Source organism: Pseudomonas sp. MWU12-3103b (assembly GCF_023100615.1).
Taxonomy (GTDB): Bacteria; Pseudomonadota; Gammaproteobacteria; order Pseudomonadales; family Pseudomonadaceae; genus Aquipseudomonas; species Aquipseudomonas putida_A.
In genome coordinates this window covers 166145-182453 of the sequence record NZ_JALMEY010000011.1, presented here as the reverse complement: position 1 = coordinate 182453, position 16309 = coordinate 166145, and the positions used below count along the sequence as shown (strand labels likewise).

General features: G+C 61.9%; 13 protein-coding genes. 7 read left to right on the top strand and 6 right to left on the bottom strand.

Annotated elements, in window-relative coordinates; translation table 11 throughout:
- Nucleotides 1-78 precede the first annotated feature (78 nt).
- Entirely contained in the window at nucleotides 79-978 is a 900-nt protein-coding gene (locus tag M0808_RS18130; protein ID WP_247842062.1) for a LysR family transcriptional regulator, read from the top strand.
- A 91-nt stretch (nucleotides 979-1069) separates the two neighbouring features.
- Nucleotides 1070-1948: a DUF2242 domain-containing protein gene (locus M0808_RS18125; protein WP_247842061.1), complete on the top strand. Its 879-nt coding sequence runs from the start codon at nucleotides 1070-1072 to the stop codon at nucleotides 1946-1948.
- Nucleotides 1949-2335: 387 nt separating this feature from the next.
- Here M0808_RS18125 and M0808_RS18120 read toward each other — a convergent pair whose 3' ends face one another.
- Nucleotides 2336-3376: an AraC family transcriptional regulator gene (locus tag M0808_RS18120; RefSeq protein ID WP_247842060.1), complete on the bottom strand. Its 1041-nt coding sequence runs from the start codon at nucleotides 3374-3376 to the stop codon at nucleotides 2336-2338.
- Between the two features lie 3 nt (nucleotides 3377-3379).
- Nucleotides 3380-4510, bottom strand: a complete 1131-nt coding sequence (locus M0808_RS18115; RefSeq protein ID WP_247842059.1) for a carbon-nitrogen hydrolase family protein — start codon at nucleotides 4508-4510, stop codon at nucleotides 3380-3382.
- 206 nt (nucleotides 4511-4716) lie between these two features.
- Between M0808_RS18115 and M0808_RS18110 the strand changes: the two genes are divergently transcribed.
- Together M0808_RS18110 and M0808_RS18105 are read left to right on the top strand one after the other, a co-directional pair.
- On the top strand, nucleotides 4717-6756 hold the full coding sequence (locus M0808_RS18110; RefSeq protein ID WP_247842058.1) for an NADPH-dependent 2,4-dienoyl-CoA reductase: 2040 nt from the start codon (nucleotides 4717-4719) through the stop codon (nucleotides 6754-6756).
- 227 nt (nucleotides 6757-6983) lie between these two features.
- Nucleotides 6984-7907, top strand: a complete 924-nt coding sequence (locus M0808_RS18105; protein ID WP_247842057.1) for a pyridoxal-phosphate dependent enzyme — start codon at nucleotides 6984-6986, stop codon at nucleotides 7905-7907.
- Between the two features lie 126 nt (nucleotides 7908-8033).
- On the opposite strand, the gene M0808_RS18100 is transcribed toward M0808_RS18105, so the two are convergent.
- From M0808_RS18100 to M0808_RS18090, 3 genes are all read right to left on the bottom strand, one after another.
- Nucleotides 8034-8588 (bottom strand): cytochrome b, encoded by a 555-nt coding sequence (locus M0808_RS18100; RefSeq protein ID WP_134785965.1) that lies wholly within the window; start codon nucleotides 8586-8588, stop codon nucleotides 8034-8036.
- A 193-nt stretch (nucleotides 8589-8781) separates the two neighbouring features.
- The gene (phnX, locus tag M0808_RS18095) at nucleotides 8782-9609 is read right to left on the bottom strand and encodes a phosphonoacetaldehyde hydrolase (protein WP_007961173.1); all 828 of its coding nucleotides are present in this window, start codon (nucleotides 9607-9609) and stop codon (nucleotides 8782-8784) included.
- A 141-nt stretch (nucleotides 9610-9750) separates the two neighbouring features.
- Complete coding sequence (locus M0808_RS18090; protein ID WP_225138419.1) at nucleotides 9751-10860, bottom strand: 2-aminoethylphosphonate--pyruvate transaminase; 1110 nt, start codon at nucleotides 10858-10860, stop codon at nucleotides 9751-9753.
- A gap of 113 nt (nucleotides 10861-10973) precedes the next feature.
- Here M0808_RS18090 and M0808_RS18085 point away from each other — a divergent pair, with 113 nt between their 5' ends.
- A complete protein-coding gene (locus M0808_RS18085; RefSeq protein ID WP_247842056.1) occupies nucleotides 10974-11834 on the top strand; it encodes a LysR substrate-binding domain-containing protein in 861 nt (286 codons plus the stop codon).
- Between the two features lie 122 nt (nucleotides 11835-11956).
- On the opposite strand, the gene M0808_RS18080 is transcribed toward M0808_RS18085, so the two are convergent.
- Entirely contained in the window at nucleotides 11957-12829 is an 873-nt protein-coding gene (locus M0808_RS18080; RefSeq protein ID WP_135295403.1) for a LysR family transcriptional regulator, read from the bottom strand.
- 270 nt (nucleotides 12830-13099) lie between these two features.
- On the opposite strand from M0808_RS18080, the gene M0808_RS18075 reads away from it, so the two are divergent.
- Both M0808_RS18075 and M0808_RS18070 read left to right on the top strand, forming a co-directional pair.
- Nucleotides 13100-14425 carry an MFS transporter gene (locus M0808_RS18075; protein ID WP_027614598.1) on the top strand — a complete coding sequence of 442 codons (1326 nt, stop codon included), beginning with the start codon at nucleotides 13100-13102 and terminating at the stop codon, nucleotides 14423-14425.
- Between the two features lie 71 nt (nucleotides 14426-14496).
- Nucleotides 14497-15888: an FAD-dependent oxidoreductase gene (locus tag M0808_RS18070; protein WP_247842055.1), complete on the top strand. Its 1392-nt coding sequence runs from the start codon at nucleotides 14497-14499 to the stop codon at nucleotides 15886-15888.
- The last annotated feature ends 421 nt before the right edge of the window (nucleotides 15889-16309 follow it).

Sequence of the window (16309 nt, the reverse complement as noted above, 5' to 3'; positions counted from 1 at the left end):
AGGGCGCTGCGCATTGGAGAAAAATGGGTTACGGTTCCGAACATATCGGACATGGATGTCGTGAATCGGAGGGGCGGAATGGACAGTCTGGGCAGTATTTCGGTGTTTGTTCAGGTCGCCGAGACCCGCAGTTTTACCGAGGCTGGGCGGCTGCAGGGCGTGTCGTCTTCAGCGGTGGGCAAAAGTATCGCCCGGCTGGAGGCGCGATTGGGCGTGCGGCTGTTTCATCGCACCACCCGCAGCATCACCCTGACCAGCGAGGGCGCGCTGTTCCTCGCACGCTGTCGCAAAATTCTTGCCGAGGTGGAAGCCGCCGAGTTCGAACTTTGCGATTCCGCCTCGCAGCCCCATGGCAAACTGCGCATCAGCCTGCCGCAGGTGCACGGCCTGGTAATGCCGGTGATGAATGAGTTCATGGCGCTGTACCCGCAGATCGAGCTGGATCTGGACCTGACTGATCGCATGGTCGACGTGGTCGAGGAGGGCTTTGATGCGGTGATTCGTACCGGTCAACCACGTGATTCACGCCTGATGGCGCGGCCCTTGGGCGAGTTTCACATGGTGCTGGTGGCGAGCCCGCTGTATCTGCAACAGCACGGCGTGCCGCAAATTCCCGCCGATCTGGCGGAGCACGCCTGCTTGCGGCACACCTTTCATGCCACTGGCAAGCTGGAGCCATGGCCATTGATTGGCGAGGAGGGCGCGCCGGAGCCGAGCTTGCCGACGCGGCTGGTCACTACCTCCATCGAAGCCGTCCATCATGCGGCGCTGGCAGGGATGGGTATCGCCTGCCTGCCGGATTTCATGACCCATGAGGATGTGGCGCAGGGGCGCTTGCAGCGAGTGCTGGATGCCTATATGCAGCACACCGGTCAGTTCTGGGTATTGTGGCCCTCCAGTCGCCATGCCACCGCCAAATTGCGCGTCTTCATCGATCACTTGTCGCTGCGACTTTTTCCGGCAATCAAGGGTCAATAGGGTTGTAACGGCTTTAAGACACAATCCATGCGCCGCAGGGCCACGTTCTGTTGCACAATACGCCCCGGACTGTTTTTCCTCAGGATGTTCAATGTTGATTTCAACTCCCATGCGTGTCGTTGGGTTGGCGCTGTTGTTGACCGCTGTTGCTGGCTGTTCGAAGGACAAGCCGATCTATGAGCATGAGAACTTCGATGATTCCGGCACGTTCTCGCGCAATTATCCGGTGGCCGACACCGCGAGTTGCGAGGCGGCCCGTCGTGCGTTGCTCAGCCAGGGCTACATCATCACCAGCAGTGACCCGAAACTGATCAGTGGCCACAAAAGCTTCCAGCAAACCGGTGAAACCCACATGGAGATCAGCTTCAATGTGGTGTGTACCGAAGATGGCAGCTCCAAGCACCATGCCACGGTGTTCGCCAATGCCCTGCAGGATCGCTATGCGCTGAAGAAGACCAACAACTCTGCCAGTCTCGGGGTTGGCGTATTGGGTTCGGTGTCGATGCCGATCGGTTCGTCGGACGATTCGATGGTCAAGGTCGCCAGCGAAACCGTGACCTCGCAGAAGTTCTACGAGCGGTTCTTCACGCTGGTTGAGTTGTTCCTGCCAGCCGATGCGAAGAAAGCCGCGCACATCGAAGAAAAACCCAAGACCGATCTCGGTGTGCCTGAGCCCAAGCCTGCCGCTGTAGCGCCGGTTACACCTGCACCGGCGGTAGAGGCAACGCCTGCACCGCCGCCAGCCGGGATTGTCGAGCCTGCCCAAAACATGACGCCGGCAGCGACCCCGGCCCCCGCTCCGGTTGCGCCGACGCCAACGGGTTCTGAGCCAGTGGTGCCGCCGGCCGAGTCAGCGCCGATCACCCCGGCACCGAGTGCAGAGCCTGCACCGGCTACCGAAACGATCACGCCGCCGGCCAACCCGACCAATATCCCGCCGCCATCGGAGCCGATTCCGGCGATGCAATAAGCTGCGCGCAGCCCTCCTGTGGGAGCGGGCTTGCTCGCGAAAGCGGAGTATCAGTCAATGTATATGTTGATTGACACTGCGCTTTCGCGAGCAAGCCCGCTCCCACATTTGTTTTGTGGTGTACTCAAATCTCGTTACATTCCCCCGACAAAAATCCTGCGATAAATTCCTGACCACCTGCTACGTTTTATTCATGAAGGCGGGATGTCACTTTTCCTTCATACGGGCACGATAGGCTCGAGGCACTGGTCAGTTGACCGGGCTATTTTTCAAACGGGCAGCAGGGGGATCACACGATGGACGACTATCAAGAAGAACTGCTCGAATACCAGGCGTATGAACTGGATCAGCCAGAGCCGGCCGAAGACGCCACCGAGTTGTAAGGTGTCAGGCGGTTTTGCGGTGACTGCGGCGAAACTCGCCGGGGGTCTGGCCGCTCCAGCGCTTGAAGGCGCGTTGAAACGCCTCGGCTGAAGCAAAGCCCAGCAGGTAGGCGATCTCGCCGAACGCCAGTTCGGTGTCGCGGATGTAGGTCATCGCCAGATCACGGCGGGTGTCATTGAGGATCGCGCGAAACTGCGTGCCTTCCTCGGCCAGTTTGCGCCGCAAGGTCCAGGTCGGCAGCTTCAGGCGCGCCGCCACTTCTTCCAGGTCGGGTTCCCGGCCACCATTGAGCAACGGCCCCAGCAGCTGAGTGATGCGTTCGCGCAGGCTGCGGGTGCGGGTCAGTTGCTCCAGTTCCCGTTCACACAATTGCAGCAGATGCCGCCAGGTACTCGGACAGTGCTCGGGATTACGCTGTGCGAGGCTGTTCAGGTTCAGGCGCAATTGATTGCGCTCAGCGCCGAACTGGATTGGGCAGTCGCCCAAGACGTTGTAGGCGTCGCGATAGTCCGGCGTGTCAAATTCGATCTCGATGCGCTCGGCGCGCAGTGGCTCGCGACCGACGCTGGACAGTTGATGCAACCAGCCGGCGATGATCGAATCCACTACAAAACGGTTATAGGCGTTGTACGGGCTGATCGAATAGAAGCGCAGCCACGCGCCATGAGCGTCTTCGTGAAAACTCGACTGCCCGCGATAGTTGGAGCCGTACAGCGGCTCGAAGCGGATCAGACAACGGGCGGCCTCGCGCACGGTCGGCGCCTGCGCGGCAGTGACCCCGGCGAGCCCGGCCTGACTCAAACGGCTGAGCTGGCCCATGCGCAAGCCCAGTGCCGGATCGCCGGTCAACTGAATCGCGCTGTGCCCCAGACGCATGTAGCGCGGAATCGACAACCGCGCGCCGGCCTCGGCCAGTCGCGCAGCATCCAGCCCATATTGTTCGAGCAGCGGTTGCGGATCGGCACCTTGGCTGCGCACGGCATCAGCGAGGCTATGCACGAAACCTACCGACAGATCCCCCAGACGCATCGGCAGCGGCTTCATGGCTTACAACCAGATGTTCAGCAGACGCGCGCCACGGGCTTCGCCATCGGCGAATTGCTGGCCGTTGCTGCTGAGGAAGCTTTGCCCCGAACCGGGCTTGTCCCAGAACTGGCCGCGCAGGAACACACTCATGCCAGCAATCGCGCGACTGCTCGGCGGCTGCGCGGTCAGCGTCAGGCGATGCCAGGCCTGACTTTCACTGATTTCCCCGGGCTTGAGGCTGACCGACCCCGGTGTGCTCGAACCCTTGTAACCGGCCCACGGCTGATCCCACGCACCGTGACCGACGACGAAGGCCGGCACCGCCACCAGTTGCGCGCCTTGCTCGTCGAGTCGGCGATAGTTGTCGGGGTACCAGCTGTCGCTGCCGATCAGCACACCCAGACGCCCGGCCGGGGTCTCGATCACGTTGATCGCGTGGGCGTCGTCGCCCTCGATCACATCGCGCTGTTCGAAGATCGGGTGCATCTGCCGCTGTGGCTGGCCCAGCGGTACGCCATCGCTACCGAACACCACGCTGCTGTTGAACAGCGCGCCGCTGCCGGGCCTGAGTTGGCCATCACGAATGCTCGGTTCGGGCAGGACGATGGAACCGGCCACCAGTGTGACGTGGAATTCCTTGGCCAGACCACCGAATAACGTCTGGTAATCCTTGGCCATGGCTTTGGACTTCATCCGCAGATGCGCGTCGTCGAGGCGATTTTCGCCCTTGGCAGTGAGCCAGGCGCGGGCGAACAGCAACGGATTGCTCGCCGCCAGCCAGTTCATCGCTTCGACGAGGGTCGGCGCCTGGTAGAGCTCGTCTTTCTCGCCGCTGATCATCAGCCAAGTGCCGACATGCTCGGGCAGTACCACCACGGTTTTTTCGTTCAGCAGCCCCTGATCCTGGGCCTGCTGCAGATAGGCCGCGAGTTTGCGGTGCAGGCGTTCCGGGCTTTGGTAGTCGGTGGGAAACAGTTCCGGCTGGATGCCCAGCAGATTGCCACGGTCGGCGGGCGTGCCCTGATCGACCGCAAGTTTGATGCGCAGGTCCGACAGGTAATGCCCCGCCGGCCGGTCCGCCGCCCACATGGCGTAGGTGGTCAGGGCGGCAACGATGGCCATGGAGAAAAAAAGATACAGAAGTTTGCGCATGAAAACCAACAACAGCCGGGTACAGGGTGTGGCGACTAGGGTAGGGCGCATACCTGCGCTTGCCAAGGGGCGCTGCGCATTTGGATCAATAAGTTGTCAGTTTCGGTCATTGAGTGACAGCAGTGCGACTCTTAGTCTGTCGAACATGACTGACGGGGGACGCAGAGCTCCCGCAATTTCCGTGATCGCACGTTGTGGAGTTACCGATGACCGCCGCTCATTACCCGCACCTGTTGGCCCCGCTGGACCTGGGATTCACCACGCTGCGCAACCGCACCCTGATGGGCTCGATGCACACCGGCCTTGAAGAGAAACCGGGTGGCTTCGAACGCATGGCGGCGTACTTCGCCGAGCGTGCCCGTGGCGGCGTCGGCCTGATGGTCACCGGCGGTATCGGCCCGAACGATGAGGGCGGCGTGTACTCCGGCGCAGCCAAACTGACCACCGAGGAAGAAGCGCTCAAGCACCGCATCGTCACCCGCGCAGTGCACGAGGCGGGCGGCAAGATCTGCATGCAGATCCTCCACGCCGGGCGGTATGCCTACAGCCCGAAACAGGTCGCGCCGAGTGCGATTCAGGCGCCGATCAACCCGTTCAAGCCCAAAGAGCTGGACGAGGAGGGCATTGAGAAACAGATCAGCGATTTCGTCATCTGTTCGGTACTGGCGCAGAGCGCCGAGTATGACGGTGTGGAAATTATGGGCTCGGAAGGTTATTTCATTAACCAGTTCCTCGCCGCGCACACCAACCACCGCACCGACCGCTGGGGCGGCAGTTACGAAAACCGCATGCGCCTGCCGGTGGAAATCGTCCGCCGCGTACGTGAAGCGGTCGGGCCGAACTTCATCATCATTTTCCGTTTGTCGATGCTTGATCTGGTCGAGGGCGGCAGCAGCTGGGAAGAGATTGTGACCCTGGCCAAAGCCATCGAGCAGGCCGGCGCGACCCTCATCAACACCGGCATCGGCTGGCACGAAGCGCGGATCCCGACCATCGCCACCAAGGTGCCGCGCGCGGCGTTCAGCAAGGTCACCGCCAAATTGCGTGGTTCGGTGAACATTCCGCTGATCACCACCAACCGCATCAACACCCCGGAAATCGCCGAGCAGATCCTCGCTGAAGGCGATGCCGACATGGTCTCGATGGCACGGCCGTTCCTCGCCGATCCGGACTTCGTCAACAAAGCCGCAGAAGGCCGCGCCGACGAAATCAACACCTGCATCGGTTGCAACCAGGCGTGCCTCGATCACACCTTCGGCGGCAAACTCACCAGTTGCCTGGTCAACCCGCGTGCCTGCCATGAAACCGAGCTCAACTATTTGCCGGTGCAGCAGATCAAGAAAATCGCTGTGGTCGGTGCCGGCCCTGCCGGTCTGTCCGCCGCGACCGTGGCCGCCGAGCGCGGTCATCAGGTAACCCTGTTCGATTCGGCCAGCGAAATCGGCGGCCAGTTCAACATCGCCAAGCGTGTGCCGGGCAAGGAAGAATTCTTCGAAACCCTGCGCTACTTCAAGCGCAAGCTGCAGACCACGAATGTCGAGGTGTGCCTGAACACCCGCGTCGACGTGGCGAAGCTGGTCGAGGGCGGTTACGACGAAATCATCCTCGCCACCGGCATCGCGCCGCGCGTGCCGGCGATTCCGGGCGTCGAGAATGCCAAGGTGCTGAGCTACCTGGACGTGATCCTCGAGCGCAAACCGGTGGGCAAGCGCGTCGCGGTGATTGGCGCGGGCGGCATCGGTTTCGATGTCTCGGAATTCCTTGTGCACGAAGGCGTGGCCACCAGTCTGGATCGCACTGCGTTCTGGAAAGAGTGGGGCATCGACACCCATCTGGAAGCGCGTGGTGGCGTGGCCGGGATCAAAGCAGCGCCGCACGCGCCGGCTCGCGAAGTGTTCCTGTTGCAGCGCAAGAAAACCAAGGTCGGTGATGGTCTGGGCAAGACCACTGGCTGGATTCACCGCACGGGCTTGAAGAACAAGCAGGTGCAGATGCTCAACAGCGTTGAATACCTGAAAATCGACGATGAAGGCCTGCACATCCGTATCGGCGAAACCGGCGAGCCGCAAGTGCTGGCGGTGAACAATATCGTGATCTGCGCCGGCCAGGATCCACTGCGCGATCTGCAGGAAGGTCTGGTCGCGGCGGGGCAGAATGTGCACTTGATCGGCGGCGCCGATGTGGCGGCGGAGCTGGATGCCAAGCGCGCGATCAACCAGGGTTCGCGTCTGGCTGCTGAACTCTAAGCCCCACAAATCTCCAATGTGGGAGCGGGCTTGCTCGCGAAGGCGTCGTGTCAGTTGACCTATGCAATGACTGACAGACCGCATTCGCGAGCAAGCCCGCTCCCACAGTAGATTTGTGGTGTTCGCAGAATATATGCATGCCGCGGAGCCTGTAGGAGTGAGCCTGCTCGCGATGGCGTCCTGTGAGCGACTAGAATGCCGGCTCTGCCTCGAATGATCAGTCGCCCATGCTTCTTCCCCCCGCCAACTGGCTACCCCAAGCCCCCCTCGAATTGCTTCAACTCGACTGGCTCACCAACGCCGGAATCGAGGTCGCCATCCTGCGCCTCGACCAGATCGACCCGCTGATCAGCGGCAACAAATGGTTCAAACTCACCGAACACCTCAAGGCTGCCGACCGCGCCGGCGCGCAGGGCATCATCAGCCTGGGTGGTGCGCATTCCAATCATCTGCATGCGCTGGCGGCGGCTGGCAAGCGTCTGGGTTTCGAAACCGTTGGGCTCTTGCGTGGCCATCCACAGCAGACGCCCACGGTTGAGGACCTGCAGGCGTTCGGCATGCAACTGCACTGGCTGGGGTTCGGCGGCTATCGGGATCGGCATGCGCCGGGGTTCTGGCAGCCGTGGCAGACACAGTATCCGGACTTTCATTCGGTGCCGGAGGGCGGCGGCGGATTGCTCGGGGCGCTCGGTTGTGCGGCGCTGAAGGCGCAGGTCAACGCGCAATTGGCCGGATTGGCCTGGAGCGATTATCACGGCTGGTGGCTGGCCTGCGGCACCGGGACGACCCTGGCGGGGCTGGTGCTCGCCGAGGCGGGTGCACATCCGGTGTACGGCGCTCTGGCGGTGCCCGAGGATCATGGCGTGACACCGCAGGTTGAGGCGATTGTTCAGGAGTCGGGGCTTGCTGTGGCGGACTACGCGTTGTTCGACGCGAGCCGCGGCGGGTTCGCCAAGGTCGATCCGGTGTTGCTTGAGTTCATCGAGAGCACTGAGCGCAGTAGCGGCGTTCCGCTGGAGCCGCTGTACACCGGCAAGGCGTTATTGGCGCTGAAGCAGCAGGTTGAAGCGGGCAGGTTCGAGCACGGCACGCGGCTGATCTTCTTGCATACCGGTGGCTTGCAGGGGCGCCGCGGATTCACCAGGATTTAGCGTGAATGGTTTTGTAGCGAGGGGATTCATCCCCGATGGGCGGCGCAGCAGCCCTTTCTTTCAGGGCCGCTACGCGCCCCATCGGGGATGAATCCCCTCACCACAAGGCATGGACAAAACTGGGCCTCAGCGTTCCGCGCGCTTGGGCATCATCCGCAGCAAGGTGTTATCGCCCACCACATAATGGTGATAAAGCCCCGCCAGCGCATGCAGGCCGATCAGCCAGTAGCCGATATTGCCGATCAACACATGCCAGTGCTCCACCTGCTTGGCGAATGCCTTGTCTTCATGAACCAGCAACGGCAGATCGAAACCGTAGAACATCACCTGATGCCCCTCGGCGCTGGTAATCAGCCAGCCAAGAATCGGCATGCTGATCATGAACAGGTACAACAACCAGTGCATCACCCGCGCCAGCAGGGTTTGCCACTGCGGCGAGGCCGGGAAGATTTTCGGTGCCGGGCCGATGCTGCGCGCTACGAGGCGAAACCACACCAGCACGAACACGGTCAGGCCGAGCATGTAGTGCACTTCGCGGATCAGTGAGCGGCCGCCACTGCCTTTGGGAAAAATCCCGCGCAACTCCATGCTGGCATACACCAGGATCAACAGGACCAGCATCAGCCAGTGCAGCAGCACGGACACGGTGCTGTAGCGGGATTCGGAACTTGTCCACGGCATACGGTGTTTCCTCACAGATCAGGGTCGCCACGTGCCGTTCTTGTGCGACGGCATGCTTTAACTGTAATCCGCTTTGGCGGATTTGCCTGAGGCTGATCGGAGTTTCACTGCGCTGACTCAAGGCTTCAGCCATAAAAAAACGCCAGTGTCGCGAAGACCCTGGCGTTTTTTGTTGTTTTGACAAAAGAAGCAATCAGCTCGATTGCGGCATTTCACCGTTGGCCAGACGCTTGTTGATGTCGGCAATCACTTCCGGCAGGTCGCTGATGGTGTCGATCATGTAGTGCGGGCGCGAGTCGGCGAACAGCGCGTGGATGCGTTTGCGTTCGCTGGCCAGTTCGTCGCTGCCCAGTGCCCGGTAGCCGGCGTAATCCAGGCCCAGCGCGTTGCCCGAGCAGATCAGCGCCACGGTCCACATCCCGGCGCGACGGCCTTCGAGGATGCCCGGCACGGTGTCGTCGATCTTCACGCAGGCCGCGACATCATCGATGCCCAACGCAATCACGTTGGCCAGGGCCTGGGCCGGCCATGGGCGACCGTTCGGCACTTCGTCGGTGGCGACCACGTGGTCGGCAACGTAGCCGTTAGTGGCAGCGAGGGCCACGACCTTGTCCATCACCTGTTTCGGGTAGCCGGAGCAGGAACCGATCTTGATCCCTTGCTGACGCAGGTTGGCAATGGTTTCCAGCGCGCCGGGAATCAGCGCCGAGTGCTCGGCGATCTTCTCGATCTGCAGCGGCATGAAGCGGTTGTAGATCGCGGTCACGTCATCGTCGGTCGGGGTGCGGCCGAACGCTTTGCGATAACGCTCGGCGACCTGCGGTTGGTCGCACAGGGTACGAATGTGGTCCCACTTGCCCATGCCCATCGGGCCACGGGCTTCTTCGATGGACACCTGAACGTCGAACTCGGCGAAGGCTTCGACGAAGATCTGCGTTGGCGCGAACGAACCGAAATCGACCACGGTGCCGGCCCAGTCGAGGATCGCGGCTTGCAGCTTGCTTGGGTTGGTGTAGTTCATGGCAATCAATTCCTGAGTTGGTAATACAGTTCAAATGTGGGAGCGGGCTTGCTCGCGAATGCGCTGGCACATTCAACATTGATGGCGGCTGACACTCCGCCTTCGCGAGCAAGCCCGCTCCCACAGGGGATTAGTGGTGTTTCAGATATCGAGGACTTCCATCTCGCGCAGCACTTCTCCCACTGCCGCCACGGCCTGGCGCATTTCGTCCGGGTTGACGTGGCCGATGCAGCCGACGCGGAAGGTTTCGACCTGGGTCAGTTTGCCGGGGTAGAGGATGTAACCCTTGGCCTTGACCCGTTCGTAGAAGTCCTTGAACTGGTAACGCGGGTCTTGCGGGGCATGGAAGGTGGCGATGATCGGTGCCTGGATCGCTGCCGGCAGGAAGCTGCGCAGGCCGAGCTTGCCCATCTCTTCCATCAACGCCTGGCAGTTGGCGGCGTAGCGCGCATGCCGCGCGGGCAGGCCACCTTCTTCGTTGTATTGCAACAGCGCTTCATGCAGCGCCGCGACCACATGAGTCGGCGGAGTGAAGCGCCACTGGCCGGTCTTCTGCATATACGTGTGCTGGTCATACAGGTCCATCGCCAGCGAATGCGAGTTGCCGGCCGCTGCTGCCAGCGATTCCTTGCGGGCGAAAACGAAACCCATCCCCGGCACACCTTCCAGGCACTTGCCGGAAGCGGCGATCAGCGCATCGAACGGCACTTTTTGCGCGTCCACCGGCAGTGCGCCGAACGAGCTCATGGCATCGATGATCAGGCGTTTGCCGTGTTGCGCGACGACCTCGGCGATTTCCGGCAACGGGTTGAGAATGCCGGTGCTGGTTTCGCAATGAATCAGCGCGACGTGGCTGATGTCGCCGTCGGCGCGCAGCAGACGATCGACGTCGGCAGCGGTGGTCGGTTCGTCTTCGGCGGTTTCAAAGGTGCTGAACGAGCGGCCGAGCACTTCGCAGATTTTCGCCAGACGCTTGCCGTAGGCACCGTTGATCAGCACCAGCACCTTGCCGTCACGCGGTACCAAGGTACCGATGGCCGCTTCGACAGCGAAGGTGCCGCTGCCCTGCAATGGCACGCAGTGGTGAGTGGCGGCGCCGTTGAGGATTGCCAGCAATTGCTCGCAGAGGCTGGCGGTCAGTTGATTGAAGCGGTCATCCCATGACCCCCAGTCGATCATCATTGCCTGGCGGGTGCGGGCCGACGTGGTCAACGGGCCGGGAGTGAGCAGGATGGGTGCGGCAGTACTCATTCGTGTGTCCTCGCGATAGCGCTGTGGGATGAAGCTACGGGGCATACGTTGCAATTCGGCGGTCTATCAATCAAATTGTTTGTTGTTATGCCAGCCATCAGTGAGGGTTATCCATGAATCTGTTCCAGCTGCGCGCCTTCGACGCCGTGGCCCGGGAAGGCAGCTTCACCCGCGCCGCCGCGCGCCTGTTCATCAGTCAGCCGGCGGTCACCGGACACATCAAGGCGCTGGAGGAGCACTACCAGATCACCCTGTTACGGCGCACCGCGCGTCGGGTCGAACTGACCGAGGAGGGCACCAAACTGGCGGCGATCACCCGCGCCATGTTCGGTTTGGCCGAAGAAGCGCAAACCCTGCTCGAAGCCAATCGTCAGTTGCTCACCGGGCGCCTCGAAGTGGCGGCGGACGGTCCGCACATGGTCATGCCGATGCTCGCCAGCCTGCGTGCGCGCTATCCTGGAATCACGGTGAACCTGCGTCTGGGCAATGCGCAGGAAACCCTCGCCGCGCTGTTGTCCGAGCATGCCGACGTGGCGGTGCTGACCGAGGTCGAACCGCGCAAGGGCCTGCATCTGCAAGCGTTGAGCGAATCGCGGATCTGTGCGCTGGTGCCGGCGGCGCATGCGTGGGCGCAGCGTGCCGGCGAAGTAAAACTCAAGGAGCTGGATCAGGTGATCATGGTGCTGCGCGAGCCGAGTTCTATCACCCGGCGTACCTTTGATCAGGCGTGTGCGCAGGCGACGGTCAATCCACGGGTGTTGCTGGAACTGGACAGCCGTGAGGCGGTGACCGAAGCGGTGGCGGCGGAGCTGGGGGTGGGTGTGGTGTCTTCGGTGGAGGTCAGCCATGACCCGCGGGTGGTGGCGATTCCGATTGTCGGCGACGGGCTGGTCAATCGGCACATGATTGGCTGCATGGAGCGGCGGCGGGAGTTGCGCTTGATTCAGGCGTTCTTCGGTCTGACGACAGTCTGATACACCGTGTTGCTCCAATCGCGAGCAGGCTCACTCCTACAAGTGTTGTGGGGAGCACACAATGTTTGACCGACATAGATCCTCTGTAGGAGTGAGCCTGCTCGCGATGAGGCCAGGCCTGTTTACACTAGGCTCTCGCGCACCATATCGAGAAATGTCGCCACCACCCGCCGCGAACTCTGCTCGCGCAAGCACACCAGCGTCTCGGTCAACCGCCGGGTGCAATCGGTGATCGGCAACGCACACACCCGCGAATCCGCGCCAAACTCCGCCGCCGACACCACCCCCACACCGATCCCCACCACCACCGCCTCGCGCGCGGCTTCCCGGCCCTCGACCTGAATCGCCGGACGAATGCGAAAACCGGCGCGGGCCATTTCCTCTTCCAGGGTCTGGCGGGTTACCGAGCCGTGCTCGCGCAGCACCAGTGGCGTGTCATCGAGATCGGCCAGACAGATCGACTCGCGCTCGGCCCACGGGTGATGGCGCGAGACGAACGCCACCATCGGGTCGTTACGCAGCGGCACGCACAGCAGACGTTCATCAGTGACATCGCGCCCGAGCAGCGCCAGATCGGCCTGATAGTTGAACAGACGAAACAGCGATTCATCGGTGTTACCGGTCTCGATCTTCACGCTGATCCCCGGATACCGCTCGCAGAACCGCGCGATCTGCGGCAGCACGTGTATCGGTGCGTCCACTGCGAGAATCAGGCTGCCAGTCTGCAACGCCTGGGATTCCTGCAGCAGTTCCTGGGCTTCAGCCTCGATCACAAACAGCCGCTGAGTAATCGCCAGCAGCCGCTCACCGAGATCGGTCAGGCGCACCGAACGCTTGTTGCGATGGAACAGCAACACACCAAAGCGCTCTTCGAGTTTGCGCACCTGGTCGGAAATCGCCGGTTGCGTGAGAAAAAGCCGTTCGGCGGCTTTGGTGAAGCTTCCATGGACGGCCACGGCGTGGAAGGCTTTGAGCTGGGCGTGGGACACCGACATGCAGCCTCCAATAACAAGCTGAGCTTATGTGTGAAATACGATAAATCGATTTTATTTATTAAACAGTAATTGCTTTGATCCGCTCACGCCAGCGCTGACTGTTCGCTCGGACAGCAGCGTCGGCGATGAGCCTGTGCGTGCAACAACAGGACTCATCTGACCGCTATCGCCATCAGGGATGGGGCGCTGGCGCAGTGCTCAACAATAAAAAACACAGGCGTTTACTTAACGATTCTGCCGGCACACTCACACCCTGAGGTCAGAACCACAATGAACAAGCACATCGGCACCATTGCGCGTTGGCGCATGCAGATTTTCGCTGTCACCTGGCTCGCGTACGCCGCTTTCTATTTCACCCGCAAAGCGTTTTCGGTGGCCAAACTGGGCATCGCCGAAGATCCGACCTTCATGCTCGACAAAATGGCCATGGCCAACCTCGATGCGATCTATCTGGCGGCCTACGCCATCGGCCAATTCACCTGGGGCATGCTTGCCGACCGTTTCGGCCCAAGGGTCGTGGTGCTTGGCGGGCTGCTGATTTCCGCTGGTGCGGCATTGGTGATGGGCAGTTTCGCGACCTTGCCGATCTTCGCCACTTGCATGCTGATCCAGGGGCTGGCGCAGTCCACCGGCTGGTCGGGATTGTGTAAAAACCTTGGGAGTTTCTTCCCGGCGCAGCAGCGTGGGCGGGTGCTCGGATTGTGGAGCTCCTGCTATGCGTTTGGCGGTCTGGTGGCCTCGCCGTTCGCCGGCTGGTGGGCGTATACGCTGATGGGCACCTGGCACGCGGCGTTCATTTCCAGCGCGGCAGTGGTCGCGGTGGTGGCGCTGTTGTTCTTCATTTTTCAGCGCAACAAACCGGAAGACGTCGGCCTGCCGGCGGTGGAGCCGGAGCCGGAACTCAGTGCCGCGGAAACCGAAGCCAACAGCAAACTCAGTGTCTGGGAGCCGTTGAAGGAAATCTTGCGCAACCGCACGGTGCTGGTGCTGGGCCTGGCGTACTTCATGTTGAAACCGGCGCGTTACGCGATTCTGTTGTGGGGCCCGGTGATCGTCTTTGAGCAGATGCCAAGTGTCGGCAAGGTCGGCGCGGCGATCATTCCCACCTCGTTCGAACTGGCCGGTCTGCTCGGGCCGATCATGATCGGCTTGGCCTCGGACAAGCTGTTCGGCGCCCGGCGCATGCCGGCCTGCGTCCTCAGCCTGCTGGCGCTGACCGTGACCCTGGCGCTGTTCATGGGCGCGTTGCACACCGGCAGCGTGATGCTGGTGGTGGCGTTGCTGTTTGTCATGGGCCTGACCCTGTACGGGCCGGATTCGATGATCAGCGGCGCGGCCGCCATCGACTTCGGCAAGGCCAAGGCCGGTGCCACCGCGGCCGGTTTCGTCAACGGCTGCGGCTCGGTCGGCGCGGTGCTCGGCGGATTGCTGCCGGGTTACTTTGATTCGGTGACGGTGTTCATCGTCTTCGCCGGCTGCGCATTGTTCTCGGCGCTGGTGCTGATTCCGCACTGGAACAGCCGCCCGGTCGGGGTGATGGAACCGCGCGCGGCCATTCCCAATTGCCCGCTGACCATCAAACCTCTGCGTAACTGAAAACCCTTGCCCTGCGGCCTGCTGCGGCGCTCGCGGCAGGCTGTGTCGTGGCCATCTGACTGGAGAATCCCATGCGACCGTTTTGGCTCGAACAGGCCTTGCAGGCCGATCCATCCGCGACGTGTCCGTCACTGCAAGGCGAAGTGCGCAGCGACGTGTGCATCGTCGGCGGCGGCTACACCGGGTTGTGGACGGCGATCATGCTCAAGCAGCAGAACCCGGAACTCGATGTGCTGCTGATCGAAGCCGATATCTGCGGCGCCGGTGCCAGTGGGCGCAACGGTGGTTGCGCGTTGTCGTGGTCGGCCAAGTATTTCACCCTCGAGCGGCTGTTCGGTGTCGAGGAGGCAGTGCGTCTGGTCAAGGAATCCGAGCGCAGCATCCACGCCATCGGCGCGTTCTGCGAACAGTTCGGCGTCGATGCCGATTACCGCCTGGACGGCACGCTGTACACCGCCACCAACAAGGCGCAGGTCGGTTCGACCGACGCGGTGATCGCGGCGCTGGAGCGCAACGGCATCAACTCGTTCACGCAGCGCCCGGTGGCCGATGTGCAGCGCATGGCCGGTTCCAGCAAGCATCTGGAAGGCTGGTTCTCGCCAGCGGCAGCCAGTGTGCAACCGGGCAAACTGGTGCGCGGCTTGCGTCGGGTGGCGTTGCAACTGGGCGTGAAGATCCACGAGAACACGGCGATGACCGGCCTGGAGGAGGGCCGTCCGGCGCGTATTCACACTGCTGGCGGCTGCGTAATAGCCGACCGCGTGGTACTGGCGATGAACGCGTGGATGGCCCGCGCTTTTCCGCAGTTCGAACGCAGCGTGGCGATTGTCTCCAGTGACATGCTGATCACCGAGCCGCGCCCGGATCTGCTGCAGGAAATCGGTTTGACCAGCGGTGTCACGGTGCTCGATTCGCGGATTTTCGTGCACTACTACCACAACACGCCGGACGGCCGGATCATGCTTGGCAAGGGTGGTAACACGTTTGCGTATGGTGGGCGGATGTTGCCGGTGTTCGATCAGCCATCGCCCTATGCGGATTTGCTCAAGCGCAGTCTCGGCGACTTCTTCCCGGCGTTTGCCGATGTAAAGATCGACGCGACGTGGAACGGGCCGTCGGATCGATCGGTCACCGGGTTGCCGTTTTTCGGGCAGATGAGTGCCAGTGGCAATGTGTTTTATGGCTTTGGTTATTCCGGCAGTGGCGTCGGGCCGTGTCACATGGGCGGGCAGATTCTTGCCTCGTTGGTGCAGGGGCTCGATAACCCCTGGACCCGCTCGCCGTTGGTGAACGGGCCGCTGGGGTATTTTCCGCCGGAGCCGATTCGGTATCTGGGGTCGTTGATGGTGCGTAATGCGATTCGGCGCAAGGAGCGGGCTGAGGATCATGGGCGGCGGCCGCGGCGTCTGGATGTGCGGTTGGCGAGGTTTGCGGCGGCGGCGGGGAAGGCTGACAAGGGGTGAATGGGGGCTTTGATTTATGGGGGCATATCCGTTGCTGCGGTAACGGCTGCTTAGGGTTCCGCCCTTACGGCGGGTCACTTTTGCAGACGCCCAAAAGTAACCAAAAGGCTGGGCCCCGGCGTACGGCCCTCGCTTAGGCTCGGGTTCCTTCGCTCCGGGGTTCATCCGGGGGCATCGCCTCCGGTTTGCTTCGCTGCACCTCCTCTCGATGTGTTCGACTTCGTCGAACGGTCGCTGCGCTCCCACCCCCGGATAAACCCCTCCACTCAGCCTGCCGATGGGGCCGGCACGGCAAGATCAAGAGCTTTCGGCGAGCTGACACTCGGCCATTTGAGTGGTGAAAAGCATGCGCTTGGCTTTAGCTCCCTGTGGGAGCGAGCTTGCTCGCGAAGGCGGCCTCCCAGCCGACCCACCTCCAACA